The sequence below is a fragment of the Nostoc paludosum FACHB-159 genome (assembly GCF_014698835.1).
Classification (GTDB): domain Bacteria; phylum Cyanobacteriota; class Cyanobacteriia; order Cyanobacteriales; family Nostocaceae; genus Nostoc; species Nostoc paludosum.
On sequence record NZ_JACJTU010000032.1, the window covers coordinates 64,075 to 89,331 of the forward strand.

General features: G+C 42.5%; 22 protein-coding genes and 1 pseudogene. 11 read left to right on the plus strand and 12 right to left on the minus strand.

Annotated features, from left to right (window positions below; all coding sequences use genetic code 11):
* Positions 1-271 precede the first annotated feature (271 nt).
* From H6H03_RS26600 to H6H03_RS26640, 10 genes are all read right to left on the minus strand, one after another.
* Positions 272-1,210 carry an NAD-dependent epimerase/dehydratase family protein gene (locus tag H6H03_RS26600; protein ID WP_190958057.1) on the minus strand — a complete coding sequence of 313 codons (939 nt, stop codon included), beginning with the start codon at positions 1,208-1,210 and terminating at the stop codon, positions 272-274.
* A 90-nt stretch (positions 1,211-1,300) separates the two neighbouring features.
* A complete protein-coding gene (locus H6H03_RS26605; RefSeq protein WP_190958058.1) occupies positions 1,301-1,771 on the minus strand; it encodes a DUF3592 domain-containing protein in 471 nt (156 codons plus the stop codon).
* A 523-nt stretch (positions 1,772-2,294) separates the two neighbouring features.
* Positions 2,295-3,041, minus strand: a complete 747-nt coding sequence (locus H6H03_RS26610) for a ferritin-like domain-containing protein (protein ID WP_190958059.1) — start codon at positions 3,039-3,041, stop codon at positions 2,295-2,297.
* A 239-nt stretch (positions 3,042-3,280) separates the two neighbouring features.
* A complete protein-coding gene (locus tag H6H03_RS26615; RefSeq protein ID WP_390842903.1) occupies positions 3,281-3,514 on the minus strand; it encodes a hypothetical protein in 234 nt (77 codons plus the stop codon).
* Entirely contained in the window at positions 3,466-3,645 is a 180-nt protein-coding gene (locus H6H03_RS42100) for a hypothetical protein (RefSeq protein ID WP_390842904.1), read from the minus strand. The genes H6H03_RS26615 and H6H03_RS42100 overlap by 49 nt, the downstream gene beginning before the upstream one ends.
* 169 nt (positions 3,646-3,814) lie before the next feature.
* Positions 3,815-4,495, minus strand: coding sequence for an FHA domain-containing protein (locus H6H03_RS26620; RefSeq protein ID WP_190958061.1), 681 nt, complete (start codon positions 4,493-4,495; stop codon positions 3,815-3,817).
* Positions 4,473-6,608 carry a substrate-binding domain-containing protein gene (locus H6H03_RS26625; protein ID WP_190958062.1) on the minus strand — a complete coding sequence of 712 codons (2,136 nt, stop codon included), beginning with the start codon at positions 6,606-6,608 and terminating at the stop codon, positions 4,473-4,475. The genes H6H03_RS26620 and H6H03_RS26625 overlap by 23 nt, the downstream gene beginning before the upstream one ends.
* A 40-nt stretch (positions 6,609-6,648) precedes the next feature.
* Positions 6,649-7,326, minus strand: a complete 678-nt coding sequence (locus H6H03_RS26630; RefSeq protein WP_190958063.1) for a response regulator — start codon at positions 7,324-7,326, stop codon at positions 6,649-6,651.
* Positions 7,327-7,346: 20 nt separating this feature from the next.
* Positions 7,347-8,489, minus strand: coding sequence for a sensor histidine kinase (locus tag H6H03_RS26635; RefSeq protein ID WP_242058001.1), 1,143 nt, complete (start codon positions 8,487-8,489; stop codon positions 7,347-7,349).
* A 690-nt stretch (positions 8,490-9,179) separates the two neighbouring features.
* Positions 9,180-12,461: a PAS domain S-box protein gene (locus H6H03_RS26640; protein ID WP_190958064.1), complete on the minus strand. Its 3,282-nt coding sequence runs from the start codon at positions 12,459-12,461 to the stop codon at positions 9,180-9,182.
* Positions 12,462-12,833: 372 nt separating this feature from the next.
* Here H6H03_RS26640 and H6H03_RS26645 point away from each other — a divergent pair, with 372 nt between their 5' ends.
* The 11 genes from H6H03_RS26645 to H6H03_RS26690 all read left to right on the plus strand — a co-directional run bounded on the left by H6H03_RS26645 (position 12,834) and on the right by H6H03_RS26690 (position 24,255).
* Positions 12,834-13,679, plus strand: coding sequence for a Pvc16 family protein (locus H6H03_RS26645; RefSeq protein WP_190958065.1), 846 nt, complete (start codon positions 12,834-12,836; stop codon positions 13,677-13,679).
* Positions 13,680-13,709: 30 nt separating this feature from the next.
* Positions 13,710-15,371: a phage tail sheath family protein gene (locus tag H6H03_RS26650; protein ID WP_190958066.1), complete on the plus strand. Its 1,662-nt coding sequence runs from the start codon at positions 13,710-13,712 to the stop codon at positions 15,369-15,371.
* A gap of 125 nt (positions 15,372-15,496) precedes the next feature.
* Positions 15,497-15,973 (plus strand): phage tail protein, encoded by a 477-nt coding sequence (locus H6H03_RS26655; RefSeq protein WP_099072907.1) that lies wholly within the window; start codon positions 15,497-15,499, stop codon positions 15,971-15,973.
* 137 nt (positions 15,974-16,110) lie between these two features.
* The gene (locus H6H03_RS26660) at positions 16,111-16,584 is read left to right on the plus strand and encodes a phage tail protein (protein WP_190958067.1); all 474 of its coding nucleotides are present in this window, start codon (positions 16,111-16,113) and stop codon (positions 16,582-16,584) included.
* Between the two features lie 11 nt (positions 16,585-16,595).
* A complete protein-coding gene (locus tag H6H03_RS26665) occupies positions 16,596-16,943 on the plus strand; it encodes a hypothetical protein (protein ID WP_190958068.1) in 348 nt (115 codons plus the stop codon).
* A gap of 141 nt (positions 16,944-17,084) precedes the next feature.
* Positions 17,085-17,468 (plus strand): phage tail assembly protein, encoded by a 384-nt coding sequence (locus H6H03_RS26670; RefSeq protein ID WP_190958069.1) that lies wholly within the window; start codon positions 17,085-17,087, stop codon positions 17,466-17,468.
* Positions 17,465-17,614: a DUF6760 family protein gene (locus H6H03_RS41820; RefSeq protein WP_313931923.1), complete on the plus strand. Its 150-nt coding sequence runs from the start codon at positions 17,465-17,467 to the stop codon at positions 17,612-17,614. Before H6H03_RS26670 ends, H6H03_RS41820 begins: the two co-directional genes overlap by 4 nt.
* Positions 17,611-19,704, plus strand: a complete 2,094-nt coding sequence (locus H6H03_RS26675; RefSeq protein ID WP_190958070.1) for an FHA domain-containing protein — start codon at positions 17,611-17,613, stop codon at positions 19,702-19,704. Before H6H03_RS41820 ends, H6H03_RS26675 begins: the two co-directional genes overlap by 4 nt.
* 212 nt (positions 19,705-19,916) lie before the next feature.
* Entirely contained in the window at positions 19,917-22,097 is a 2,181-nt protein-coding gene (locus H6H03_RS26680) for a CHASE2 domain-containing serine/threonine-protein kinase (RefSeq protein WP_190958071.1), read from the plus strand.
* 478 nt (positions 22,098-22,575) lie between these two features.
* A complete protein-coding gene (locus tag H6H03_RS26685) occupies positions 22,576-22,995 on the plus strand; it encodes a ribosomal maturation YjgA family protein (protein ID WP_190958072.1) in 420 nt (139 codons plus the stop codon).
* 291 nt (positions 22,996-23,286) lie between these two features.
* A complete protein-coding gene (locus tag H6H03_RS26690) occupies positions 23,287-24,255 on the plus strand; it encodes a TauD/TfdA dioxygenase family protein (RefSeq protein WP_190958073.1) in 969 nt (322 codons plus the stop codon).
* Between the two features lie 163 nt (positions 24,256-24,418).
* Here the strand turns inward: H6H03_RS26690 and H6H03_RS26695 are convergent, their stop codons facing one another.
* Positions 24,419-24,976 (minus strand): cysteine hydrolase family protein, encoded by a 558-nt coding sequence (locus tag H6H03_RS26695; protein WP_190958074.1) that lies wholly within the window; start codon positions 24,974-24,976, stop codon positions 24,419-24,421.
* A gap of 147 nt (positions 24,977-25,123) precedes the next feature.
* A pseudogene (locus H6H03_RS26700) lies at positions 25,124-25,257 on the minus strand (photosystem II q(b) protein); the annotation flags it as partial.

Here is a 25,257-nt window from a genome sequence, read left to right on the forward strand (position 1 = left end):
GCAAAAAAGAGAGTTTAGACACTATTTAGGGGGATGCTGCTTACAAAGCTAGTTTGGGCTTTATTTGAGTTTAATTTTTGTTTAAGTCCCGTTAATTTCCGTAATAGAGCCAGTTTCCCTTCCAGGGTGGAAGGGGTGGGATCAGCAGATGCTTTGCTTGAGTCATAATTGTTCTCCAATGTTGTTAAAATTACTGGTCAAATTTTTTCATACTCAGAGGCAGTCAATTGGCGATGAAACCATGCTGCTCAGGCAGGTGGCAGGTTTGCCCTTACCCAAGAGCCACGGTAGTGTCAACCACCCATTCCAACGATCGCGGCTGAAAATTCAGTTCGCGTTTTGCTTTGGCATTTGATACACCTCGCATCTGAGTTTGGTAGTAAACAATATCTGCACCACCCTCCATTTTTAGAGCATCTTCAACTGATACTCGCGGTGGTGGGGGAGCATTCAGAAATCGAGCAAAGGCAGGAAGCCATTCGCGCACTGCTAAAGGCCGATCGTCGACAATCAGATAAACCCCAGGATTGCCCTGCTCTACTGCTACAACGGTGGCGATCGCTGCATCCTCAATGTGTATCCACGACCAGACACCATCACCATTGCCCACAATTGGAAATTGTTGCTGCCGTACCTGTTGCCCGACATCGCCATCCGGGTTGAACCAGGTGCCGGGGCCGTAGAAGAAACCATAGCGTAAGGCAATTCCCTCCAAATCGGGCGTTTGGAGTAAACGACGTTCAGTCTCAATGACGAGGCGAGCATCTGCGGCAACAGCTCTTGAGGCATCAACCGATAACGGGGTTTCCTCATCTGCCAATCCAGCACCGGGAATTCCCCAGAAGGCCATCGACTGTTTTAGGAAACGGCGCACCCCTGCTGCCTTTGCTGCCGCCAGCACATTGCCACCGCCTTCCGACCGAATCCGCATATTTAGAGCCTCTGTCGCATTCATGGATTCGCGGCTGTAAGTTTTGGGTAGAGCGGTGAGTTGTTCAATCACGACTTCCGGTTGAGCGTGGGCGATCGCTGCTTTAACTGCATCTGCGTCGAATACATCTGCGATCGCTGGTTCGATTCCCTGTGCCGCTAATGACTGCGCTCTTTGTTGGGTGCGAGTCAGCGCGACAACATTGTGTCCTCTGGCAAGTAATTGGTTGAGCGTTGGGCGACCGATCGCGCCTGTTCCCCCGGCGACAAAAATCTTCATCTGTAAATCCTCCAAAACTTGTTGGCTAGTATTACACTACATTGCGTTGATAGCGGAAGTGGTGGAGGGGATGATAGTATTAATTCTCTTTTAAACCATCTTCTTAGAACTCATCAAACCTAAAAGCGACTTAAATATTACAATTCCTCCAACCAAAGCGAAACTCGATCCTAAGCCGCCCAACATTAGAGGTAAAAACCATAAACTTAGCCAGGAGTTGATCTGTGCAGAATCTGGGTTATCAGGGCTGTATAGAACTTCTACCTGCTGACCTTTAGCAAATTGTGGTGGACTGCTACCTGAATTTGATTCAAAAACAGTTGATTCACCAGAACGGGTAGTAAATTGCACGACTGGATAGTAGACATAAGACCGATACCCTTTACTATCAGGTGATGAAAGACGTTGCTCCAACTCTATAACTGTTCCTTGTGCTGGAATAGCCGCAGACACAAAAGAACGGGTATTAATTCCAATAATGATGCCCGTGACAGCAATTATGCTGCCAACACTACCGAAGATTGAACCAAATATAAGAAAGAACTTTGTATCTCCATTCATAGGATAGGTAAACTGTTGATTGTTGACTATTAACGCTAAAAGGAATGGGTTTTGCCCATACCTTTTTATAATTTTTGTAGAGTGCGTTAGGCTAAAGCCGTTATACACCCTACTTAAGGTTTAATTTATAAGTCGTTTCCATAAGTCGATGTTTTTAGATTAAAAAACAATCGGGGAAAACTAGGGGAAAATAATTATTGGTCAGCAGAAACTTATCCTGACCTCGTTTCTCCGTTGCGACTATCTCAAGTTCAGCATCAGGGTGATTTTCAGCTAATTGCTTGAATGAGATAGCGATCGCAATTTAGCAAAGGCGAGATGAGCAAACAGCATTGTGCTTCAAACACAAAAGTTTAGCGTTAGCGAATCAACTGCTTTAATTAGGCTCTGACAGCCTTTTCCCAATACTTGTCGGGTTTTGGGGAAAAGGGGAAAGAAAAAACCTTTACCCTTTTCCCTTAAGTTCAAGCCAGGGAGAGGTTTTTTATGTCTAGCTAAATGGACACCTAATGAACCGTCGAACTCACGTTTCAATCAGTTGAGAATCTTTTTGTGAAGGCATACTATCTTGTACTAGAGAACGATTTGGTGATTTGCCTTGTAACAGATTACTAGCAAATGCAAAAGTCGCGTTGACTTTGCGAGTACGCCACTCATCTATAAGCTTTTGTACTTGGCTAAGAGACATTCGCCGTGTCATTGCTTCATAAAGATAAGCAGCATGAGTAGTTTCATCTTTGGCGACACTCAAAATTCCCAGTTTTAAGTTGCGAGAAACCGATTCATCATCGGGTAATGCATTCGCCATCCTGGCAAAGTCTTTGCTAGCATCTAACTCCAGAATGTAAGTGCTACCCATGAAGACATTCCAGCCAATAACAGCAGGTTTTAGTTGTTCAGAGGTGTAACCTTCAAAGAAGGCTGCAAAAAATGGACTACGCTGCTGTTGTGATTTATCTGTAGATGTGGTTTGGGGTTGACTTTTAAAATCTATAACCTGTTTATTGAGTTGTTTTAAACCGTGAGCAAAAATTTGACCGTGCCTAGTTTCATCTGACGCGTGATGTTTGAGCTTTTCGGCTAACCATTTATCGCCCTCTGCTGCGGCGCGTTCGCTCAGTGCTGTCAAAAAAGGCACAGAACCAGATTCCGCTAACTGAAACCCAGCAAGGATATTAGGGCGAGTTTTAGAGTCACGGATCTGAGCAGCACTGTAGTAGGCAAAAGCACCAGAACCTACTAAATGCATCATGTAGGTCAATAAATTCATGAAAGATTCCCACTAACCTTTTTTCTTATGGTAAACATTGAGCATGGGGGATTGGGGATTGGAAAAACTATCTTGTCTGCCGTGATTAAGTTTTTCTGGCATTGCTGAATCTAGGGATGATTTTTACCTCACGCAAAGGCGCAAAGGCGCAAAGAATCTACCTTTAGCCTTCGTCAAAAATCTTAATTCATCCCGCATTTATGCAACGCCGTTTTTCTTAACTGTTCTTGCATCTTTGTCTAGTTACGAGAGTGATTGCAGAGTGAGCGATCGCGCAGCAACTGTGCAGGAGTTTCGCCGTTCTCAACTGCTGTGTTAGTTTTCAAATAATCCTGTACCAACTTGCAACCATAAGTCAGTGTATCTAGCTTGAGAATTTGGGGCAAGTTCCAAAGAATGAGCGTGTTATCATCACCCCCTGAAGCTAGAACACTTCCATCGGGACTGATAGCAATTTGCCTTGACGACTCCAAAATTTCACAGTATTTTCGTGGCTGGCTGTAGCGATGGTGGAACTGTCGGAGGCGATCGCTATTGACCAAATCCCGCCTTTATGAGCTAAGCTCCTACAGCAGAGACGGCTGAACCTTCCGTTCAATAGCATCTATGTAGGCAAGAGTACCAGCCTTACCTAAATGCTTGTACATTGCCCCTTGCCTGTTCCCTGCTCCAAAATTGAAGGGCAGTTGATAAACCACCAACTACCCCATCAAATTTAAGAACTTTTGCAAAACTAATGCACTCTCTGATTCTTGAAAATTAACATCTTAATGTTACATTACATAAGCAGTGAAATTAACTAGATTATCCTGACCAAATTTCAGCGAATCGCCGTTTAGTATGCGATATTGCATTCCCGGAGTTAGAAGATTGTTGTTTAAATAAATACCATTTGTACTCATATCAACAATCATATATGCATTTTGCGACCAGTCCCAATCCACTCGTGCATGACGACGAGAGACTATTCCCTCATGGGGAATACCGGTTAAGTCAATCTCTGGGGGCGCTATTCCTGGGCTTTGACTGCGACGACCAATAAAACCTCCCTCACCAACGAGGTTAAATTCTCTACCCGTGGTATGAATCAGCTTTAAAACTGGCGCTCTTTGAGGCGGGGGGGTATAAACAGGAGGCGTTGGTGGATAAGGAACTCGTTGCTGATAGACTGTTGAATAATCTACAGGGGTTTGTTGAGGAACTTGGTAGTTAGGTTGGTCTGTTCGCTGATACTGGCTAGGTGGTTGTTGAATGGGCGGTTGTTGAATGGGTGGTTGTTGAATGGGCGGTTGTTGAATGGGTGGTTGACTGGGCTGTGACTGAATAGGTGGTTGTGATGTAGGAGTTACTACATTACCTATGGGAGTTGAGCACCAGGGACAAACCTTAGCATTGTTAGGCAGGGCGCGGTTAAAATATTCGCAACTAGGATTAGGGCACCGATTTGCAGGCATAGGAATTTATATCATCAGGCATAGGTTGTAAAGCGACAAGACCTACTTTGCTAAGTAAACACTGGCCCTGACGAGTTGTTAGCATCCGGGCAAATGTAGAACCACCAGCCAGGCGGTTACTGTCTTGAGGGTACACTACAAAAATAGGGTATCCCAAAGGATAGCTTTGGAAAGTAGTAACATCAACATAATAATCATCATGCTGACACAAGTCATCTGAGGGATTAATGGAGCGCCGATCGCGTTTTTGAAACAAAGGTTGGCTAGGGTTGTTACCATTAGCGATCGCTAGGGGATAACCACTACACTGTTTCCACGTTTTACTGATAATCCCAAAACTGATAATCCCGGTAGCTCGTCCCTCTAAAGTCTCGCTACGTATCTGGTTTTGGGTTTTTGTGGTATCTTGTTTCGGAATTTTCGCTGCAAATAAAGCTTTGTCTTGGGGATTATTTTTCAAAACTATTTCTTGAAATTTAGCGATCGCTTCCGGTTCGGTGGGAGCAAAAGGTTTGATTTCTAAAGGATTGGGCAGCTTAGAATTAATTTGTTGCCAATTAGTAATTTTTCTTGTGTAAATTTGACGCAATTGCTCAAGGCTGATTTGTCCTCCCAGAGCATTAGCCAGATTTGAGTCTCGCTTATTAAATGCGACAAAGACAATTAATCCATCATAGGCTATTTGTTCTTTTTTTAACTGGCTTGTAATCTGATTTTCTAAACTAGTAATTGCAAAGTCTTTTTTCCCTGTTTGTACTTCTTCTATACTTTTAATTGGATTATTTATATCTGCTGATAAAACCGATTCATAATTATATATTGCTGTTGCATCTGGTCTGGGTTGAACCAATAAATTTCCTAAACGGCTGTCGTCTACTGGTTGCGTTAAAATAAAACTCCACGTACTTTCTTTTTCTCCTGTATAAGTAAAATTTCCTGAAGGAAGATTGGGAACTTCTGAAAAATTTCGCACAAGTGTACGCCATAGAGCCAAATTAGGCTCATTGATTTTCTTACCTGACGAAAGCCAATACCAAATACCTCCACCTATTAGTAAAAAAGCCAGGATTCCTAGTAATAAAATTAACGGTATTGGTAAACGCTTTTCGACTTCAACAGAAGCAGAAGAACGCACTGAACTATTAGCATTATCTTCTTTGGGAAGTTGTAACAGTGCTTGACGAGCCGCTTCTGCACTTGCAAAAGGAGTTTCTAAACCTATTAAACGATAAATAAATTGTTTTAAATGATTATCTGTATCTGGCCATTGTTGATTGTCTCTAGGATCTAAAGGCTGGTTAGAAGATAAATTAGTTGTTCTTCCTACCCATAAATAAAAGGCTACCATTCCTAAAGATTGTAAATCTTGTTCTGGTCTAGCGGGGGTTGGTTGAGGAAGAACGGGTGGAATAAATAAGTTTTCCCAGATAGCTAAATCGCAAAAATATATAGAAAATTTTTGATGACTTTCTAATTTAATTAAAATACTATCTAAATTGATGTTGCCGTGAGTTAAACCGAGTTGTACTTGGTTGGAAGGAAAACGCAGTTTTTGTGTATGAAGAAATTGGAGAGTTTGTAGTGTTTGATTGAGAAATTCCCGCACTTGATTTGATGTCATTGCTCCCTTTTCAATGATATATTTACTTAAAGTGTGGGATGAGTCTATTCCTTTAGCGATGACATAGCAGCGTTCTCCTTTATCATCAGCGATCGCTTCTTTAGTTTCCACAAGGCGAAAATTTGGAATTCGACTATCAGCTAAACTTACTCCACCTACTCTTTTAAAAGTTTCTTTGCGTTTTATCGTTTCGCTTTCATTAAAAGAACGACTGGGTAATAAATATTCTTTGATGATGACAGGCTGTTTATCTTTGAGTTGGATACCTGAGTATAAACGGCCTAAACCCCGCACACCCAAATAAGTATTTATTTGATAAGTACCCTGAGTGCCTTTAATCTCAGCCTCCTGTGGTAAAGTTGCTAGAAAACCACATTCCAAGCAAAACTTCGCACCTTTGATTTGCTGCGCCGTTTGAAAAGGGCGATCGCAATTTAAGGGAGAATTGTACGAACAGGGATATTCTTGATAAAAAGATTCTAGTGAAGGCATAGAGAAATTTCGTGAATTGCGCCGACTACTTCCGTTGCGCTCAACCTTTAACTAATCCTAACTTGAGTGCGGCCACAATAGCTTGAGTACGGCTATTAACCTTCAATTTTTCAAAAATACTCGTGAGATGCGCCTTAACAGTAGCAACCGTCACATATAAATGCTTAGCGATTTCTTCATTAGAAGCACCTTGAGTTAACCAATATAAAACTTCTTGTTCTCTTTCTGTTAAATGCACTTGCTGACATGCTCTAACAGAAGAATCTGAATAAGCTTGAAAAAACCGAAAAAATCGACTCGCCACTTCTGAAGGTAAATAAATTTCCGATCTAGTGACAGTATTAATCGCTTCACACAATTGAGTCGCCAAACGATTTTTAAATACATAACCAGAGGCTCCCGCCTGCATTGCGCGGAAAATCCAGTCATCTTCTTGATGAGCAGATAATACTAAAACCTTACCAGAAAATGCAGCTTCCTTCAGACGTGCCAGAACCGTAATCCCATCACATCCTGTTAATTGCATATCCAATAAAATTAAATCTGGACTCTTGTGATTAGTGAATTTTAAAACTTGCTCTACACAATCTGCATCACCCACAACTTCTATAGGTAATGCAGAACTAACATTATAAAAATTCAGCAGGGTACGTAACCCTTGCCGAAACCTTTCTTCATCATCTACCAGTAAAACCGAAAGCTTTTGATTGTTAATCATATTTTTTAATTACCAATTATCTATCCACTTCTTGGCCTTGGCAAAATTACCGAAAATTGTGCCCCCCGTTCTGATAAAACTTGTGCCCAAATACTTCCTTGATGATCCAAAACAATTTTTTTAGCAATAGTTAAACCCAGCCCTGTACCTCCTCGACGGCGGGAATAAAAAGGGGTAAATATTTTTTGTAAATCCTCTGGAGATAATCCTGGCCCTTGATCGGAAATTTTGATTAAAACTTCTTCTTGAAAAACCTGCCAGGTACAGCTAATAATTCCTGAATTCGGGCTAAAATGAACGGCATTACTGAGGATATTGTCAAATACCTGCTTCATTTGTAGTCGGTCTATTTTCAAAATAGTAGATGTATTTGGAATGTTTATTTGCAGGTTTTTTTCCTTAATCAAAGGTTGTAAATTGGTGACACTTTCAACAACTAAACTTCTTAAATCTTGAAGCGTAACTCTTAATTTTACACTTTGACCGCAATCAATAAGCTCGTTTAAATTAGTATCTAAATCTTGGATGCTTTCGCTGATGATTGTTGCTTGTTCTTGCCAAGGATTTTCCTTTAAACCCAAGCATAAATTATGTGCATACAATCCAATCATCCCTAAGGAATTACGCAATTGATGGCCGACTCGATGCAAAATATCTTCCAAAAGTTGAATTTCAGTTTTTTGTCTTCCATAGTCTAAGTAAATATCTACATACTTACCCAAGAGCATGGCAGAACGTTTTATGTATAATTGCAAACTATCTGAAATATTTTCATCAGTAATGATTTGGATGTATTCTGGTTTTTGATTTCTATAGCCTATGGGGCAAATATAACAAATGGATGAAAAATCTTTCAGTTCAAATTTATTCACAGTAAAAACAGGCGGAAAGTCGGTCAGCCATGCTTCTGAGCGTAAATAATTTAAAGTTTTTTGAGAAAATGGAGATTGGTTTTGACGATAATTAATAACTTCCTGATGATTTTTTAGCAAGCAATCATGATAGACAATCCGAGCGAAAAAAATTGGCTCTTGACTAGTTAATTGCTCAGACTCAAGTTGACAAAAACTTTGGATATCTGAAGAACTCAAATAATTAGAGCCATTTTCTAGTTTGTGTAGAGAAAAGCCTAGTGCCATAGCTTCACTCGCTGTTTGTAGCAAATATTTTTACTCTTCTGTTGTCTAGTATAAATTTATGCAGTCTCAATAATGTTTATTTTTTTATTAAGTTATTTTTGTAAACTAATTATTACGAAGAATTATTAAGTTTTTATTCACAAGCGTAGCTCGGTTTTGTAAGTATATTAGGCAATAGGCAATAGCCAATAGGCAATAGGAAAGCAGATTTTTGACTTTTATAGAGTTGTTTTAAAAATAAAATATGAGTTTCATAGCACTCTAATTTGTAATAATTTGATAAATATTGTGGGATAAACGTCTTGCTTTTAGTAGACTAGGCTTTTTGACTTATTCGACAAAAAATATACTGCATCCAAACCAAAACTGCTCCAGACTAATCTACACAGTAGAGTTGCAGTTTTTCGGATTTTTGAAGAAATGTTTTTGCCACACCTTAAGATCTTCTGCTTAATATCCGTTTTAGCTAAAAATCAGGTTTAAACATCAAAAGTAGGGTGTGTTATGAGGTAGCCTAACGCACCAAAACCTTTAGGTGGTGTCGTACTTTCAGGGCTAAGTCCATTGGTGTCAACTTAAGCTCAAAGCTATATCGGACAGGCGTTTTGCACATCCCTCACGCCCTTTTCCCCAACCCAAATTCCGACTTCAAAATGCAAAACCCGATTAGTATTGGCTTTCCAAGAGACTTCATGAGTCTCTACCCAGTCTCTATTATTTAGATCTAACCAAATCTGCAATTGTCTCAACGAGGTTGGCTGGATCGACTGGTTTGGGAATATGGCGTTGAAAACCTGCTAACATTGCCTGTTGATAATCAATTTCCCCGGCATAGGCAGTCAGAGCGATCGCTGGAATTTGTCCGCCTTGGTTTGGTGGTAAAGCTCTGATTTGTCGCACCAGCATATAGCCGTCTACCTCTGGCATTGCGATATCGCTGAGCAACACATCTGGCTGGGAGTGCTTTAAAGCAATCAGCGCCTCTGTTGCTGAGTTAACAGCGATCGCATTTGCTCCATACTCCTCAATGAGAAAAACCACAAACTCCCGTGTATCGGCATCATCTTCTACAACTAAAACTGTGATACCAGTCAAATCCAAAGCTGGCTCAGACACCCCAGTATCTCGATGGATTTGAGGTGAGGTTACCATGAGGGGCAGTTTCACCGTAAAAGTTGCCCCCTGCCCTTCCCCTAGACTCTGCGCCTGGACAGTTCCGCCATGCAACTCCACCAAGTGACGAACGATGGCCAATCCTAACCCCAGTCCCCCAAATTTTCGAGTTGTAGCGCTATCCTCTTGGCAAAAGTGTTCAAACACATGAGGCAGAAAGTCTGGGTGAATTCCCTTACCCGTATCGGTGACGATCATCTGGGCAAATTTTTCATTTGCGGTTTGTGGTTGTTCATTTGCTACCGATGACAGCTTGACTTCAACCCGACCACCTGGTGGTGTGAACTTGATGGCATTCGAGAGCAAATTCCAAACTATTTGCTGTAATCGGCTTGGGTCACCCAATGCTAGCTCTAAGTTCGGTTGAAGTATTGTGTGAATTTCAATTGACTTAGCTTCCGCCGCCAAGCGCACCGTTTCCATTGCCGCTAGAATTGTCGCTGCTAAATCCACCGGAGAAAAATTCAGGCTGAGTTTGCCTCGCAGAATTTTGGAGATATCTAGTAAGTCTTCAATTAGTTGAGCTTGTAACGTGGCATTGCGGGTGATAGTACTCAAGGCTTGGTCGGTTTTGGCTTGATTTAGCGTTCGAGTTTGTAACAGCTTTGACCAGCCAAGAATAGGACTTAGAGGCGATCGCAACTCGTGGGAGACAATAGCCAGAAACTCATCTTTGACGCGGTTGGCTCGTTCAGCCTCTTCCCGTGCTGCCTGTTCCCGTGCCAAAAGCTGTTCTCGTTCTTGTTCTGCACGTTTGCGATCGCTAATGTCAATGACTGAACCGATGTATCCTTTAAATTCACCATCTACCCCGAACCAGGGACTTGCAGCATCAATCGCCCAACGATACTCACCATCCTTGTGCTGCAAGCGATACTCCAAGCGGAACGGTTTTTGGCGAGCGTTGGCTCCCAGAAAGATGTTTTTGGCGGATTCCCGGTCTTCGGGATGTACGGCATTGAACCAGCCGAACCCCAGACCTATTTGTTCGGTCTGACCTGTAAACTCATACCAGCTTTGGCTGAGGTAGGTGCAATAGCCTGTGGTATCAGTGACCCAAACCATCACTGGGGCGTTGTCTGCCATGTTGCGGAAGCGCTCTTCGCTTTCTAAGAGTGCTTTTTCTGCTTGTTTGCGATCGCTAATGTTGGTGAACAGGATGGCAAACTTACGGTTGTGTGGGTCCCCGACACGAAAGGCGTTAACATCGAACCAGCGGTTCATTGCCACCGATTGATCCTCAAACCGCACTGGTTCGCCTGTCAGCACGACTCTGCCGTAAATCTCAAACCAAGACTCTTCTAGATTGGGAACGAGTTCCCGCGCCGTTTTTCCTACTACTTCCTTGAGTCCCGTCAGCTTTTCAAATACTTGATTGACTTCGAGTAACCGATAGTCATTTGGTTTACCGTTGTCGTCAAATAGCATTTCGCACAGGCAAAAGGCTTCATCAATGGAATCGAACAACATGCGATAGCGATGCTCGCTTTCTTGTAGCGCCAGGATAGAGCGATCGCGTTCAAATACAATGCTAGCGATTTGAGTGCCAAAGTCAGCTAATTGGTATTCCCAATCACTCGGCATTCGCGCTTCGTCAAAGCAAAGCATCAAAGAACTAACTGGCACGTTGTTCGCATCCAGCACAGGCTGAGAATAGCAGGCCAAGACACCATGAGCCAGATATAAGTTCCGCCATTCCTGCGACCATCCTTCGTCATTGGCGATATCTGCACAGATAATAGGTTGCCCACCAAAGACCGCTTGACCGCAGATACCGATGCACAGGTCATTAATGGGGGCATCCTGAAGTTCTTGGCTAAAGGATGGCTCAAAGTCTGGGGTGATGAAATACTCACACCTTTGTCCTTGGGCATCAGCGACAAGGATGCAAGCACGGGTGCGGGGATTGAGATGGGACACCGAGGCGCACACGGCTTTTAGGCATTCATTTAACGGATGCCCTGATGCGATTAACTCCAGCAGTTTCTTCTGCTCCACCAGCATCAGTTCCGTGTGTTTGCGTTCGGTAATATCTTCAGCAATTCCGCCCAGATACAGCAACTTACCTTGGGCGTCATGTATGGGAAAACTGCGATCGCGAATCCAGACAATCGAACCATCCAGACGAATTACCCGATACTCTTGGCTCAATCCGCCTTGAATGCGCTGCTGCCATCCGGCTTGAATGCGTTGGCGATCGTCAGGATGAATAAATTCAACGAAACGGCTTAAGTCTGTATAAATTTCCGTAGTCGAGCGCCCCCAAACTTGCTCGTAGGAAGGGCTGACATAGATTAGCCGATGTTCGCGGGCATCGCTAATCCAAATCACATCCTTGCTGTTCTCGGCAAAAGTTCGGAATCGGGCTTCACTTTCTTCCAGGGCGGTTTTGGCTCGTTGGCGATCGGTAATATCAAGGACGGTTCCCACAAACTCAACAGCTTGCCGCAACTCTCCTTCACCTGCGAATATTGCCTGCCCATTAGCGGATATCCACCGCTCGGTACCGTCATCCCAGACGATGCGGTAGTCAATTTCGTAAGTCCCCGACGATTTTGGATTGAGAGCAGCACTGATGGCATTTGTCACCCGCGGGCGATCGCTTGGGTGAATACGCTGCATAATCCGCGACAGCGGTAACACCACAGCCTCCTCTGACTCACCCCAAATTTCCCGCATCCGTTCGTCTAACTCGACGATATTCGTGCCAGGATCGTAGTACCACGTCCCAAGTTGAGCGATACGAATTGCGAGGAGCGATCGCTCCTCGCTGCGGCGAATCGCTGCATATTCCGGGTCACTCATGGGAGTGGAACGGTTCATGATGTTTTTACTCTACTCTCATAAATTGACCTAGCATCCTAATATATCAAAAAAAATATATCAAAAGGATGATTTTTCAGTGACAAAGTTGTGTGTCTAAAGCTGTTTTCAACCTTTCATATGGTATCGAATTGAAGACTTATCATTAAGGCTGACGCAAAGACACGGCGACACGAAGAGTTTTTTTGATAATTAACTTAGACAGACATCATACTCAATGCCCAATGCCCAATGCCCAATGCCCAATGCCCAATGCCCCATGCCCCATGCCCAATGCCCCATCAAAAAATATCGACAAAAGTCTAATTACTTTACAAGGGTGATGCAGATAACCTAGATGCATCTGGATTTAGTTACCAGCACAATACCTTCATGCTTATCTTCGTTCTTCAAACTTTAGCAGAAATTCTAGCTGGAGGAACTTCACTTACCAGTACAGAGCAGATTGACTTCAGCCATCCGAGTAATCGCAGGGAAGAAGGAGCCGGTCCGACTCTCAATTTATATATTTATGATATTCGTGAGAGTAAGCAGTTCCAACAGGCCGGCAGGCAAGTTGAACGTAATATTACACGCCATCTGCAAGCCGGCATCGTCAATTGGGCACCTGTTTGGTTTGATGTTTCGCTGCTATTAACAGCTTGGGATAGGACGACTTTAGGCGAGCATCACTTTCTCAGTGAAGCATTGACGGTACTTATGCGCCATCGAGCTTTAGAGGAAGAGTTTTTAGTTCCCGAATTGCGGGGTTACGGTAGTTTGCCAATGATGGTTGGGCTACAACCGTCACTTGAACCGGGCAGTTTATGGAGCGCTCTCAATGTACCTTTGCGCTCAGCTTTATATTTAACAGTTACCGTGCCTCTTGATACGCAATCAACTACAGTACCTTTAGTTTGGGAACGAATTTTCGATCTGCGAAATCAAATGCACGGCAGTGGTAATGGTAGCACCCAAATTATGACTCGGCGAGTAGTAATTGCAGGTGTTGTCAAGAGTGCAAGCACGAATCTGCCATTGATGGGGACAAAAGTTACTTTGCTGCGAAGTAAAAAATTCATCGAAAGCAATAAAGAAGGGCTGTTCTTTTTTGAAAACCTTGAGATGGGTAACTATGTTTTAAATATAGATTGTCCTGGCTATTTACCGCAGAATGTTAATGCATTGGTAGATGACCAAAGCCATACTTTCAAAGAAATATTTCTAACTCCTGAATAATTAAGCTTTTACTGACTTGGAGGCATTTTCATGGCTCGACTTGATTACTTTGCTCCTGGTGTTTATATCGAAGAATTTGACCGAGGGAGCCGACCGATTGAAGGTGTTAGCACAGCAGTTGCCGGATTTGTAGGTTTTACAGAAGCTGTTCGAGATGATGCTGAGCTATTTAAGCCGATGTTGGTGACCAATTGGACGCAATATCTCAACTATTTTGCTCGTCCTAATTCTGATGGTTTCACCGATTTTAATGCCTACTTACCCTTTGCAGTTTATGGGTATTTCATGAACGGTGGCGGTCGCTGCTGGGTAACTAGTATCGGTACTGAATTACCAGGCGCACCCAAACCGGCAACTCCCGAACCTGCGACTCTGCGAATTAACTCTCGTGGAAATCGTCCAGCCTTGCGCTTTACTTTGCGCCCCGAACAAGCAGCAGGTGGATTAGTAAATATTTTCATTAGCGATGGTTTTCCTCGTGCTTTACCGGAAGGAACTGAAGGAGAAGCGCCTCCAAATACTGGGGAATACTTCACCATTCAAATTCGTCGGGGAGATGAAATCTTAGAGCAATACGAAAACTTGACCATGAACCGCGACGCTGCTGCTCAGGTAGCAACTTACGCGCTGGCGGCTTTGAGAAATTCTATGTATGTCACCGTAGAAGACTTGACTCAAAGCGGACAGCCTTTAACTCGCCGTCCGGTTAATGGTCAGTACGAACTAGCACCGCCCATCGTTGCTGCCCCACCGGACAGATTTTCACGAGATTTAGAAGGGGTACGAGACGATCGCACCGGGGTACGCGGTATTTTTGAAATTGATGAAATCACAATGCTGGCTTGCCCTGACTTGATGCGGGCTTATCAAGAGCAAGTGCTGAATTTGGATCAAGTCCACGGCATCATGGAACTGATGATTAGCATGTGCGAAGGTTCCGCCAGTGGCGATATTCCCAATCCACCTAACCGCATGGTTGTACTTGATACACCACCTGATGCTGTCAAACCCCAACAAGCGGTGGATTGGTTGAATAGATTTAACCGTCGCTCGATGTTTGGTGCGCTTTATTATCCTTGGATCAAAGTTCCAAATCCACGCGATCGCGGCAATCCTATTTTAGTACCTCCTTGCGGTCACGTCATGGGTGTTTGGGCACGCACCGACGAAACCAGAGGAGTTTACAAAGCACCTGCAAACGAAGTACCCAGAGGCGTAATAGGTTTAGGTTACGACACCAACTTCCGCGAACAGGAACTATTGAACCCCCTTGGTATCAACTGCATTCGCAACTTCCCAAATCGGGGTATCCGCATCTGGGGTGCGCGTACTTTAGTTGAACCAGATAAAACAGAGTGGCGTTATATCAGCGTCCGGCGGTTGATTAGTTACCTAGAAAAATCAATTGAACTCGGCACACAATGGGTAGTTTTTGAACCCAACGACCAAGATTTATGGGCGCGTGTTCGACGTACTGTCAGCAACTTTTTAGAGCGAATTTGGCGTGAAGGTGCTTTATTTGGGGATTCACCAGAACAAGCATTTTATGTGAAATGCGATGCCGAATTGAATCCACCAGAAACCATAATTTTAGGTCGTTTGTATGTCGAAATAGGTGTTTGTCCTGTTAGACCAGCGGAATTTGTCATCTTCCGCATCAGTCAATGGAATGCACTTGACGAGCAGCAATAAATTATTGGGTATGGGGCACGACTATTGTACAGACGCGATTCATCGCGTCTCTACCAATGATTCTTGTACAGACGCGATTCATCGCGTCTCTACCAATGACTATTCACTTATTTAGGAGATGAAATATGCCTGGGGAATATGTAGTCGCGTCTGTGTTCTATTTTGAAGCAGACGGTATTACTGAAAAATTCGTTCAATCAGTCACCGGATTGGGTGCAAAAAATAATGCCACCAAAGGCGTTAGAGGTTCAAGTAAAAATGGTAAGACATTACGGCAAAATCTCCCTGGACAGGCAGAGTTTAATAATGTCACAATTACCATGAATTACAATGGTGACGAAAGTTTACACAAATGGTTTTTAGCCTGTAGCGAAGATGGAAAACCTCGTCAATGGGATGAAAATCGCAAAGCAATTTCGGTTGTTGGTTATACCCAAGATAAGAAAACTGAAGTCATTCGTTATAACCTGAAATCTTGCTTCCCCGAATCATATACAGGCCCCGAATTTGATGTGACAAAAAATGACCCAGCAACAGAGAAAATTGAAGTATCTATCGAGGGTTATGAAATAATCGCCCAACAAAAAGAAGTCAGAGCATAAAAGTGACTGGGGATTGGGGACTGGGGACTGGGGATTGGGGATTGGGGAATAGTATTTTTCATCTTATTCTCTAGTCTCCATTTCCTAGTCTCCATTTCCTAGTCCCCAGTCGCCGTTTCCTCCTAGCGTAAAAAACAATGGCTGCCATACCAGAAATTCTGACAAATTATCGTTTCTTTTTAAGATTAGACATAGGTCAAAATGATAGCGACGGCTATTTTTTGGAATGCCAAGGCTTTAAAAGAACACAGGAAGTAATTGAAATTTGTGAAGTTACTTCTCAAAAATGGGGGACTGCTTCAAAAGGTAAAGCGGTCAGAACCAAACTTCCTGGTAATGCTAAAAATGGTAATATTACTTTGCGTAAAGGTTTGAATGCTTCCAAAGATTTATGGAAGTGGTTTGAAGATGTTGAAGCCGGTAAATGGGCCCAAAAACGTGAGTTTATTTCTTTATCTATTTACGACCAGGCATCTAACAAAGAAGCGAGATTTGAATTAGCTGGCGCTTGGCCTACCAGTTACAAAATTGCCGATCTCAATGCTAACAGTCATGAAATAGAAATTGAAGAATTGGAGATTGCTTTTGAGGAATTTCAACGCACACAATAATTAGGAGAAATATGTTTCCCACAGAGTTTGAATTTACACTGCCTAAAGGGTATCTAGACTCTGAAGGCAACCTCCACCGCAAGGGTGTAATGCGATTATCAACAGCGATAGATGAGATTGCACCTTTGCGTGACCCAAGGGTGAAAGCTAATCCAGTTTATGCCACAATTATTATCCTGTCCCGCGTGATTACCCACTTGGGCGCTTTAACTGATATTAGTCCTGCAATAGTAGAAAACTTTTTCGCCCAGGATTTAAATTATCTTCAAGATTTTTATCGTCGAATTAATGGCTTGGAAGGCGAAACTTCTTCGGCAGAAGATGTAGTCAATTCTCCGGAGCCAGTACTTCAAAATTGAAATTAGGGCGCGGGGCATAGGGCATTGGCCAAACAGGGCAGGGGAAAAGGTTAAAGGAATAAATTTAATCTTTCCCCTTACCCCTTTCCCTTTCCCCATGCCCTATACCCCATGCCCTATGCCCTATACCAATCCCCAGTTATGCCCCGTAAAAAGGATAATCTCTGCACTGAATTTACTTTCACTCTCCCTAGAGGGTTGAGTGATGGTGAAAACCGAGTACATCGTCAAGGAGTGATGCGTTTAGCCACAGCTAAAGATGAAATTTTGGTGCAAAAAGAACGCAAAGTTCAAGAAAATCCAGCTTACGGCGTCTTGGTAATGCTTGCACGTGTTATCACTCGCTTGGGTAGTCTCAACTCTGTTAGCCCGGAATTACTTGAAGGATTGGTCTTACATGACATTGCCTATCTGCGAGAATTTTATAATCGAATTAACCAGCAAGGTAATGCACATGTTCCGGCACAATGTCCACACTGCAATACTCAATTTTCAGTGGAGCTTGAACTAGCGGGGGAGTCATAAGCTACCCCTCTGATAGTTTATATGAGGAGGTAGCTTTTATTGCTTATCATTTTCATTGGTCACAAGATGATATTTTAAATTTAGAACATACTATCCGTCAGCGTTGGGTAGCGGAAATCAATAAAATTAACCAAAAATTAATATGAAAGTAAAAGTTAGCTATTCACCAACTCTAAGTGAAATCAATGAAGTTGACCTGACCATAGACACTACAACGAGGGGAGAATGGATAGTAGGCCGATCTCCTACTTCTGATTTAGTCTTGGACAGTCCTGATGTCAGTCGGCAACATGCTAAGTTCTTTGTCAAAAGTGGTACTTATTACTTCAGCGACCTTGGCAGTAGAAATGGCTCAATAGTTAATGGCAAACAAGCTGAAAAGGAGCGACCATATCTTTTGAATGATGGAGACGTGATCCGAATTGCAGATTACGTTTTGATTATGGAAGCACTCGCTCCTTTGTCTGAGCAATTACCAGAAACTGTCTTCAGAATTATAGATCCTTCTTTGTTTTCTCGATCGCGATCGCCTGAAAATGCCAGCACTCCTAATGTTGCTAGTCCAGCCCCAGAGGTAGTCAGCGAAGTTCCAACCCCAATCAGTAACGAAGTAGAAACACCAGAAATTAATGCTGCTTCTTCAGAAATCAACGAAATTTCAGAAGTTGCTTCCACTCAAACTAATGATGACATCCCAGGTGTTGAAGCCACCAGCCCAGAAAACATAGCTCAGCCACCAGAAGCTGTCAGCGAAGTTCCACACGATGTGCGTAATGATATTGTAGATTTACGTACATTAGTTGTAGAAGAACATACCCTAAACCTTGATGACGTAGAATTTCCAGAAGCCAGGGAAGCCGAGCCTGATGAAGCGATAGCCGCACCCCAAGATGTTATTGAGGCTCCGGAAGAGCAAATTACACCTGCGGAAACTACTCACGATGAAGTGACCGATTTTGAGTCAGCACTGGCAGCAGAAGCTACTTTTGTACAACGGCGTGAAATAGAAAACGCCATTCCCCAAGCTACTGAGGAGCGCGATGCAGAGTTGGAAGCAGCACTAGAAGCAGAAGTTACCTTCGTACAACCACGTGATATTGCTGATGCTAATGTTTTTGTAGATACTCCAGAACGTGATGCAGAATTTGAAGCAGCACTAGAGGCAGAAGTTACCTTCGTGCAGCCGCGTGATATATTCAACCGAGTATCCCAAGAGAATGCTGTTCCCGAAGTTACTCAAGAAGAGATAGTAGATTTAGATACGCTAATCGCTACAGAAGACACCGCAGATGTTGACCAAGTTGCCAGTGATGTTATCCCAGAAACTAGCGAAGTTCGTGAATATGTAGATATTCAACATCACGACACATCCAGCCAAGCTATAGAGGAAACTGCTGAAGAGTTAGTATATTTAGATACAGAAATTGTCTCGATTGACTTTGCGGATGCCGATCGAGTAGAAGCTGATGAAACAGTCAGTGAAGTTCCTGAAGGTTTGAAGGCACTTGATGATAATGTTCCAGAAGTTCCTGAAGGTTTGAAGGCACTTAATGATAATGTTCCAGAAGTTTTCAGTAATCAATACGTTGATTTGACTGATACAACTACACAAGAGGTCAATGTAAATGAAGTTTCTAGTTCAGAGGAGATGCAATCTTTGGAACTAGTAGAAAACGAAGCTCCGGAAATCATCAGTCAAACTGTTGAAGAAGTTTCTGAAGTAGAAGCAAGTGAATCTGAGGAAATTTCAGAAGAGATTGTCAGTGAATCTGAGGAAATTTCATCTGAAGTAGAAGCAAGTGAATCTGAGGAAATTGCAGAAGAGATTGTAAGTGAGCCTGCAAAAGCGATCGCTCAAAGAAATATAGTACTAATTGCTCACGAAAGCAAGAAATCAGAACTTGCAGAATTAGTTACTCAGCATCAAGAATTTTTCTCACAGAGCTATACAATTACCTGGCCATCTATTAGCGAAGTTTTACATCAACAAGCAGGTATAACTATTAGTCAACAAACCCCCGCGCCAACTTCTGGAGGATTTCAAACAATTGCTTCATTGGTTGGGTCGGGAGAAATTGTAGCAGTGATTTTCTTGAGAGATTTGCTACAACCTCAGCCTGGTCAAGCAAATGAGGAAGCGCTACTGAGGTTATGCACTATTAATCAAGTTTTACTGGCAACTAATGTAGCAACCGCAAAAGCGATCGTGCATTATCTCAAACAGGTAGTAGATTAGCACTAAGTGGGGAGTAGAGGAGATGAGGGAGAGGGGCAGGGGGTAGGGGAAAAGGTTAAAGGGAAAAGGAATAAATTTAATCTTTCCCCTTTTCCCCTTACCCCTTTCCCTTTCCCCATGACGGCAGTTGCTCTATTTGGGGAGACCCCTGCGTACCCGTCACTGCCTCCCTCATGCCCAATGCCCAATACCCAATGCCCTGATGTAAAAAAATGTTTGCCAACTTCAAAAGTTTATTGAGACAGCCGGTTATTTTTTCAAGTGCGATCGCTACACTTTTACTAGTAGGTATTCAAAAACTTGGAGTTTTTGAACCTCTAGAAATGAGAGTCTACGACCAGATGATGCAATTACGCGCTGACCCAGGTCCAGACTCTCGTTTGTTGATTGTTGCTTTAACTGAACAAGATCTCCAAAAATGGACTTGGCCGCTGTCTGGTGAACTTTTAGATCGACTATTGGGCAAACTTGAGGAATACGAACCGCGAGCCATTGGTCTAGATATTTTTCGCGATTTACCAGTACAGCCTGGTCACGAGAAACTACTACAACGCCTACAACAGAGCGATCTCATCATTCCCATCTGCAAACATTCTGGTTTTAAAAATCCCGGAGTTGGTTCTCCTCAAGGTGTTGAACCAGAGCGAGTGGGATTTAGCGATGTTGTAGAAGATACTGATTCTACAATTCGCCGCAACTTATTATTAGTAAGTTCAGATGAATCTGACCCTTGTCAAAGTACATATTCCTTTAGTTTACAGCTAGCACTTAAATATTTAGAAGTTGGTGGTATTCAACCAGAATTTACCCCAAATAAAGAATTAAAATTACGAAATATTGTATTTAAACCCCTGCAAAATAATGTCGGTGGGTATGAAAAAGCTGATACCAGCGGTTACCAAATCCTGCTTAATTACCGTTCTGGTCATCAAATTGCCCAGCAGGTAACAATTACAGAAATCCTTGAGAATAAAGTTAAACCAGATTTAGTCAAAGACCGTATTGTTTTAATTGGTTCAACAGCAAATAGTTTAAATGATATTTTTAATACGCCATTTACTAGTGGGAAGTCAGATAATTCTGGCAAGATGGCAGGAATTGAAATTCATGCCCACAGCGTTAGTCAAATTCTCAGTGTTGTTCTTAACCAACAACCTCTGTTTTGGTTTATCCCTGAGTGGGGTAAAGTTCTTTGGATATGGGGATGGACTTTAGTTGGTGGTTTATTAGTATGGCGAATTCAACATCCTTTAGCTTTAGCATTAGCAGGAGCAACAGCCCTAACAGTTTTATTTGCAGGTAATTTTATCATTTTTACTCAAGCTGGATGGTTACCAGTAATACCTCCGATGTTGGGGTTAGTATTTACTGGCGGAAGTGTCCTTGCCTATACTGCTTATAAAACGAAAGAAGAACAAAAAGAAATTACACAAAGAGTTCAAGAACACCAACAATTAATTATCGAATTACAAGCACTTTTACGGCAACGCGGTGATGCTTCCAATGAAGCGCCAACAGTAATTGCTGATTCTATTGGGCAAGAAATTGCATTAGGCACGCTACTAAACAACCGCTACCGAATTACTGAAAACTTGGGTTCCGGAGGATTTAGTAATACTTATTTAGCTGAGGATATTAAGCGCCCTGGTAATCCCCAGTGTGTAGTTAAACAATTACGACCTCCCCGCCAAGATACAGAATATTTAAATGTTGTCAGGCGCTTATTTGACGCTGAAGCCGAAATTTTAGAAATTTTGGGTAAGCATCCACAGATTCCCCAATTGTTAGCTTTTTTTGAAGAAAATCGTCAGTTTTCTTTAGTGCAAGAATTTGTCCGGGGGCACGCTATGGATAAAGAGTTAACTTCTGGTGTGCGACTCAAACAAACTGAAGTTGTGCAGATACTAAAAGAAGTTTTACAAGTGCTTGTTTTTGTTCACAGCTATGGTGTAATTCATCGAGATATCAAACCTAGTAACTTAATTAGACGAGAATCAGATAGGCACATTGTTTTAATTGACTTTGGTGCTGTTAAACAAATTCAGCCCCAACAACAAGAATATCAAACTATTTCAATTGGTACTCCAAGTTATGCTCCTTCTGAACAAATGAGTGGGTTGCCAAAACTAAACAGCGATATCTATGCATTGGGAATTATGGGTATACAAGCTTTAACTGGAGTAGACCCAAGAGTATTTCGCAGAGATACAAATACTGGTGAAGTAATTATCCAAACTGAACCTGATGGTAATACTGAGGTTTGGCACAGTTGGCGCGACTTAGCTGACGTTACAAATGAGTTAGTTATTATCTTAAATAAGATGGTACATTATGACTTTAGTCAAAGATATCAGTCAGCAGCAGAAGTGCTAAAAATTCTCGAAAGTCTCTAAATATGAAATAATTTAGAATTCAAGAGTCAGATTCCAGAAGAATAATATCAAATTACAGCACATTTTATTTCAATAAGGTACACAAGGCCAGCCAGGATGCCCACCTCATAAAATCGATCCTATAAGGCAATACAGTTCAGATAAGGCCAAAACACTTGTAGAGACGGCGATTTATCGCGTCTCGAAAACCCATAATTTGTATAATTATGTCTGTTTACTTATCTAATTTCACCCTTTCAAAACCACTTACCCTCTCCCTGCTTCCTACCATCAAAAGCATGGGATATTTTTTTAGAAAAAAGTCCCTTAAATCTACTTTATCTACCCTGGCAAACTGGTTGTGGACAGCTTGTGATGCCAGAGCCTAGAATTGGTGAGTCTGCTTTAACCCGGACAAATAATTGATTCAAAATACACTGCATAAAGCAGTTTGCATCCTATATACAATAATACTCTTTTTCTGAGGAGAAATAATTGATTGGAAAGCCTAAATAATGCCACAAGTTACAAACAATTAAAGAAGCGAATTCTTTTTTCTCTAGCTATTATTCTCACTATTGGGCTTTTATATAGCCACTATCGCTATTCTATTTGGTGGTTGAACCAAGAGGTAGGAGGAATTTTTTATGAGATATTTTGGTGTTTGTTCGCTTTTCTATTTATCACCACTCGGTCTTCAGTTTGGCAAATCCCTTTATGGGTATTGGTAATTACTTGTTTATTAGAGTTTATGCAATTATGGGATCAACCATTTTTAAATTGGGTACGTTCATTTTGGTGGGGAAAAATGTTATTTGGTAGCGTCTTCACTTGGGCAGATTTTCCCTATTATTTTATTGGGAGTGGGTTCGGATGGTTGTGGTTGCGGCTTTGCGTCCGGGGAGTAAAGCTTAAATAATTTAGTCGTTTTGTCATTTTTCGTAATAACTTGGGTATGGACTGAGATATCTGATTCTGTTTGCAAACTGCGATCGCTATTCTCAGCCCTAGTTACTATGTTTGACTGCAACTTAGTATCAGGCTAGATTTTGCGTTATTTTCATAACTTTACATTTATAGTACGGTAAATCGGTCAAGCTACCGTATAATACTTAGAGTTGCGATCGCTTCCTTTGATTACCGTAGACAGCAACCAAAGGAAGCGGACTTTGCGAAAACTCCTCTATGGATTGAACTCTGGAGAATTTACATGAGCTACAAGCACATTGAAGTAAAACCAGTAGCTGGTTTCATTGGTGCCGAAATCAGTGGTGTAGATCTTTCGCGTCCTCTGCACGATGAAGCAGTCCAAGAAATTCGTCAAACACTATTGAAGTGGAAAGTTGTATTCTTTCGCGGTCAGAACATTGACCATGCTGCACAAATCGCCTTCACAGCTCGTTTCGGTGAAGTAACTTATGCACATCCCCACGAAGATGAGCCTATCGAAGGTTACTCACAAATCCTGCCTATTGACCGCAGCCGCTACGAGAAGCGCAACGGTCTACGCCGTTCCAGCTACGAGAGCCGCTGGCACACCGATGTGACAGCCGTTGTCAACCCTCCTGCGGCTTCAATTTTGCGTGCGGTTAACGTTCCTAGCATCGGTGGCGACACACAGTGGACTAATTTGGTTGCAGCTTACGAGGGTCTGTCAGCACCCGTGCGGGCGCTCGCAGACACATTGAAAGCCGAACATCGTTTTAATGCGCGTTTGAATTTGCCTAGCAACAGCAAGATTGCCCAACGCATCGCAGCCAATCCTTTGGTTTCCATCCATCCAGTCGTTCGGGTTCATCCGGAGACAGGTGAACGTGCGTTGTTCGTGAACCCTGGCTTCACCTCGCACATTCTTGACGTATCACGACAAGAAAGCGACTTGCTGCTTGAATTATTCTTCAATCAGATTACCAAACCCGCCTACACCACCCGTTTCCGCTGGAACAATGGTGATATTGCCTTCTGGGACAACCGCGCCACCGCGCATTTAGCCCCTCAAGATCTAGATCATATAGAAGTCGAGCGCGTACTCTACCGCACCACCATCACAGGCGACGTTCCAGTTGGGGTTGACGGTTTCCGCTCCCAAGTGGTAGAAGGTGAAGCTTTCAACAGCGAATTACCAACCGTTTTGAAGAACAAAGCCGAAAAACTGGAAGCCCAACCAGTACTTTCATAAAGTACAACATCAATGGGGTTGCAATTTAAATAATTTACATAGTAGGGTAGTACAGCTAGCTGTGCTACCCTACAAAATTCAAGCCCAGCATCGGCGGCATGGGGTTAATCTCAAATCTCAAATCTAAAATTATTTGATACTAGCCAAAAATTTACTTTTGGACTTAATTCGTATCTCCAAGATTATTAATCCATTTAGAGGTATTTATTACCTTACTAATAAAACTATCCTGAGCAACTAAAGTTGCTCTATGAAGTTCTTCATCAGTAGCAGTACCCGCATTATTTTCAAAGGCGAGAGTTCCTGTCGCGTCAGAAAGAAACTCCACAGAAAAACCCAGATGGGCGGCTTGTCTTGCGGTTGTGTCACAACACATTTGAGTCATGTATCCGGAGATAACGACGGTATCAATATTCCTTTCTTTGAGCCAAGCCTCTAATTCTGTTGCTGTAAAACTTCCTGGCAAATTTTTTTCAATCAGGAGATCGTAGGGATATTTGGCAATTTCCGGATGAAGCTCCCATTCTGGACTTCCCTTTTGAAAAATCGGAGAGTTTTCTAGTGGCTGTGTATGTCTAACAACAATCACAGGTATATCTCGCTGTTTAGCAATATTCATGACTTGAAGAATATTATCTAAACTTCCGGATGGATAAGTTATTGGTAGTTTCCCAGTGAAATATTCGTTCTGAACATCGATTACTAATAAGGCTCGTTTCATGTTGATTCTTGTCCCTGATAACTTGTAATTATTTGTCAATAAATGTAGACGGTGGGATGTTTTTTGATTTGGAAGTCACTAAAAAGCGCCCTCCTAAAAGGAGAGCGCTTTTCATTTTATTTAATTTTCAGTTGACTTGGTTAGCAATTAACCGTTGATGGAAGGAGCGGTTAGAGCAACAGGAGCAACATCAGAAGCCGCCAAGTCTAAGGGGAAGTTGTGAGCGTTACGCTCGTGCATTACTTCCATACCCAAGTTAGCGCGGTTGATGATGTCAGCCC

What these genes read in the sequence shown, in the direction of transcription:
- H6H03_RS26600 (WP_190958057.1), bottom strand. Translation starts at nt 1,210, where the DNA reads ATGAAGATTTTTGTCGCCGGGGGAACAGGCGCGATCGGTCGCCCAACG.
- H6H03_RS26605 (WP_190958058.1), bottom strand. Translation starts at nt 1,771, where the DNA reads ATGAATGGAGATACAAAGTTCTTTCTTATATTTGGTTCAATCTTCGGT.
- H6H03_RS26610 (WP_190958059.1), bottom strand. Translation starts at nt 3,041, where the DNA reads ATGAATTTATTGACCTACATGATGCATTTAGTAGGTTCTGGTGCTTTT.
- H6H03_RS42100 (WP_390842904.1), bottom strand. Translation starts at nt 3,645, where the DNA reads ATGCTATTGAACGGAAGGTTCAGCCGTCTCTGCTGTAGGAGCTTAGCT.
- H6H03_RS26620 (WP_190958061.1), bottom strand. Translation starts at nt 4,495, where the DNA reads ATGCCTGCAAATCGGTGCCCTAATCCTAGTTGCGAATATTTTAACCGC.
- H6H03_RS26625 (WP_190958062.1), bottom strand. Translation starts at nt 6,608, where the DNA reads ATGCCTTCACTAGAATCTTTTTATCAAGAATATCCCTGTTCGTACAAT.
- H6H03_RS26630 (WP_190958063.1), bottom strand. Translation starts at nt 7,326, where the DNA reads ATGATTAACAATCAAAAGCTTTCGGTTTTACTGGTAGATGATGAAGAA.
- H6H03_RS26640 (WP_190958064.1), bottom strand. Translation starts at nt 12,461, where the DNA reads ATGAACCGTTCCACTCCCATGAGTGACCCGGAATATGCAGCGATTCGC.
- H6H03_RS26645 (WP_190958065.1), top strand. Translation starts at nt 12,834, where the DNA reads ATGCTTATCTTCGTTCTTCAAACTTTAGCAGAAATTCTAGCTGGAGGA.
- H6H03_RS26650 (WP_190958066.1), top strand. Translation starts at nt 13,710, where the DNA reads ATGGCTCGACTTGATTACTTTGCTCCTGGTGTTTATATCGAAGAATTT.
- H6H03_RS26655 (WP_099072907.1), top strand. Translation starts at nt 15,497, where the DNA reads ATGCCTGGGGAATATGTAGTCGCGTCTGTGTTCTATTTTGAAGCAGAC.
- H6H03_RS26660 (WP_190958067.1), top strand. Translation starts at nt 16,111, where the DNA reads ATGGCTGCCATACCAGAAATTCTGACAAATTATCGTTTCTTTTTAAGA.
- H6H03_RS26665 (WP_190958068.1), top strand. Translation starts at nt 16,596, where the DNA reads ATGTTTCCCACAGAGTTTGAATTTACACTGCCTAAAGGGTATCTAGAC.
- H6H03_RS26670 (WP_190958069.1), top strand. Translation starts at nt 17,085, where the DNA reads ATGCCCCGTAAAAAGGATAATCTCTGCACTGAATTTACTTTCACTCTC.
- H6H03_RS26675 (WP_190958070.1), top strand. Translation starts at nt 17,611, where the DNA reads ATGAAAGTAAAAGTTAGCTATTCACCAACTCTAAGTGAAATCAATGAA.
- H6H03_RS26680 (WP_190958071.1), top strand. Translation starts at nt 19,917, where the DNA reads ATGTTTGCCAACTTCAAAAGTTTATTGAGACAGCCGGTTATTTTTTCA.
- H6H03_RS26690 (WP_190958073.1), top strand. Translation starts at nt 23,287, where the DNA reads ATGAGCTACAAGCACATTGAAGTAAAACCAGTAGCTGGTTTCATTGGT.
- H6H03_RS26695 (WP_190958074.1), bottom strand. Translation starts at nt 24,976, where the DNA reads ATGAAACGAGCCTTATTAGTAATCGATGTTCAGAACGAATATTTCACT.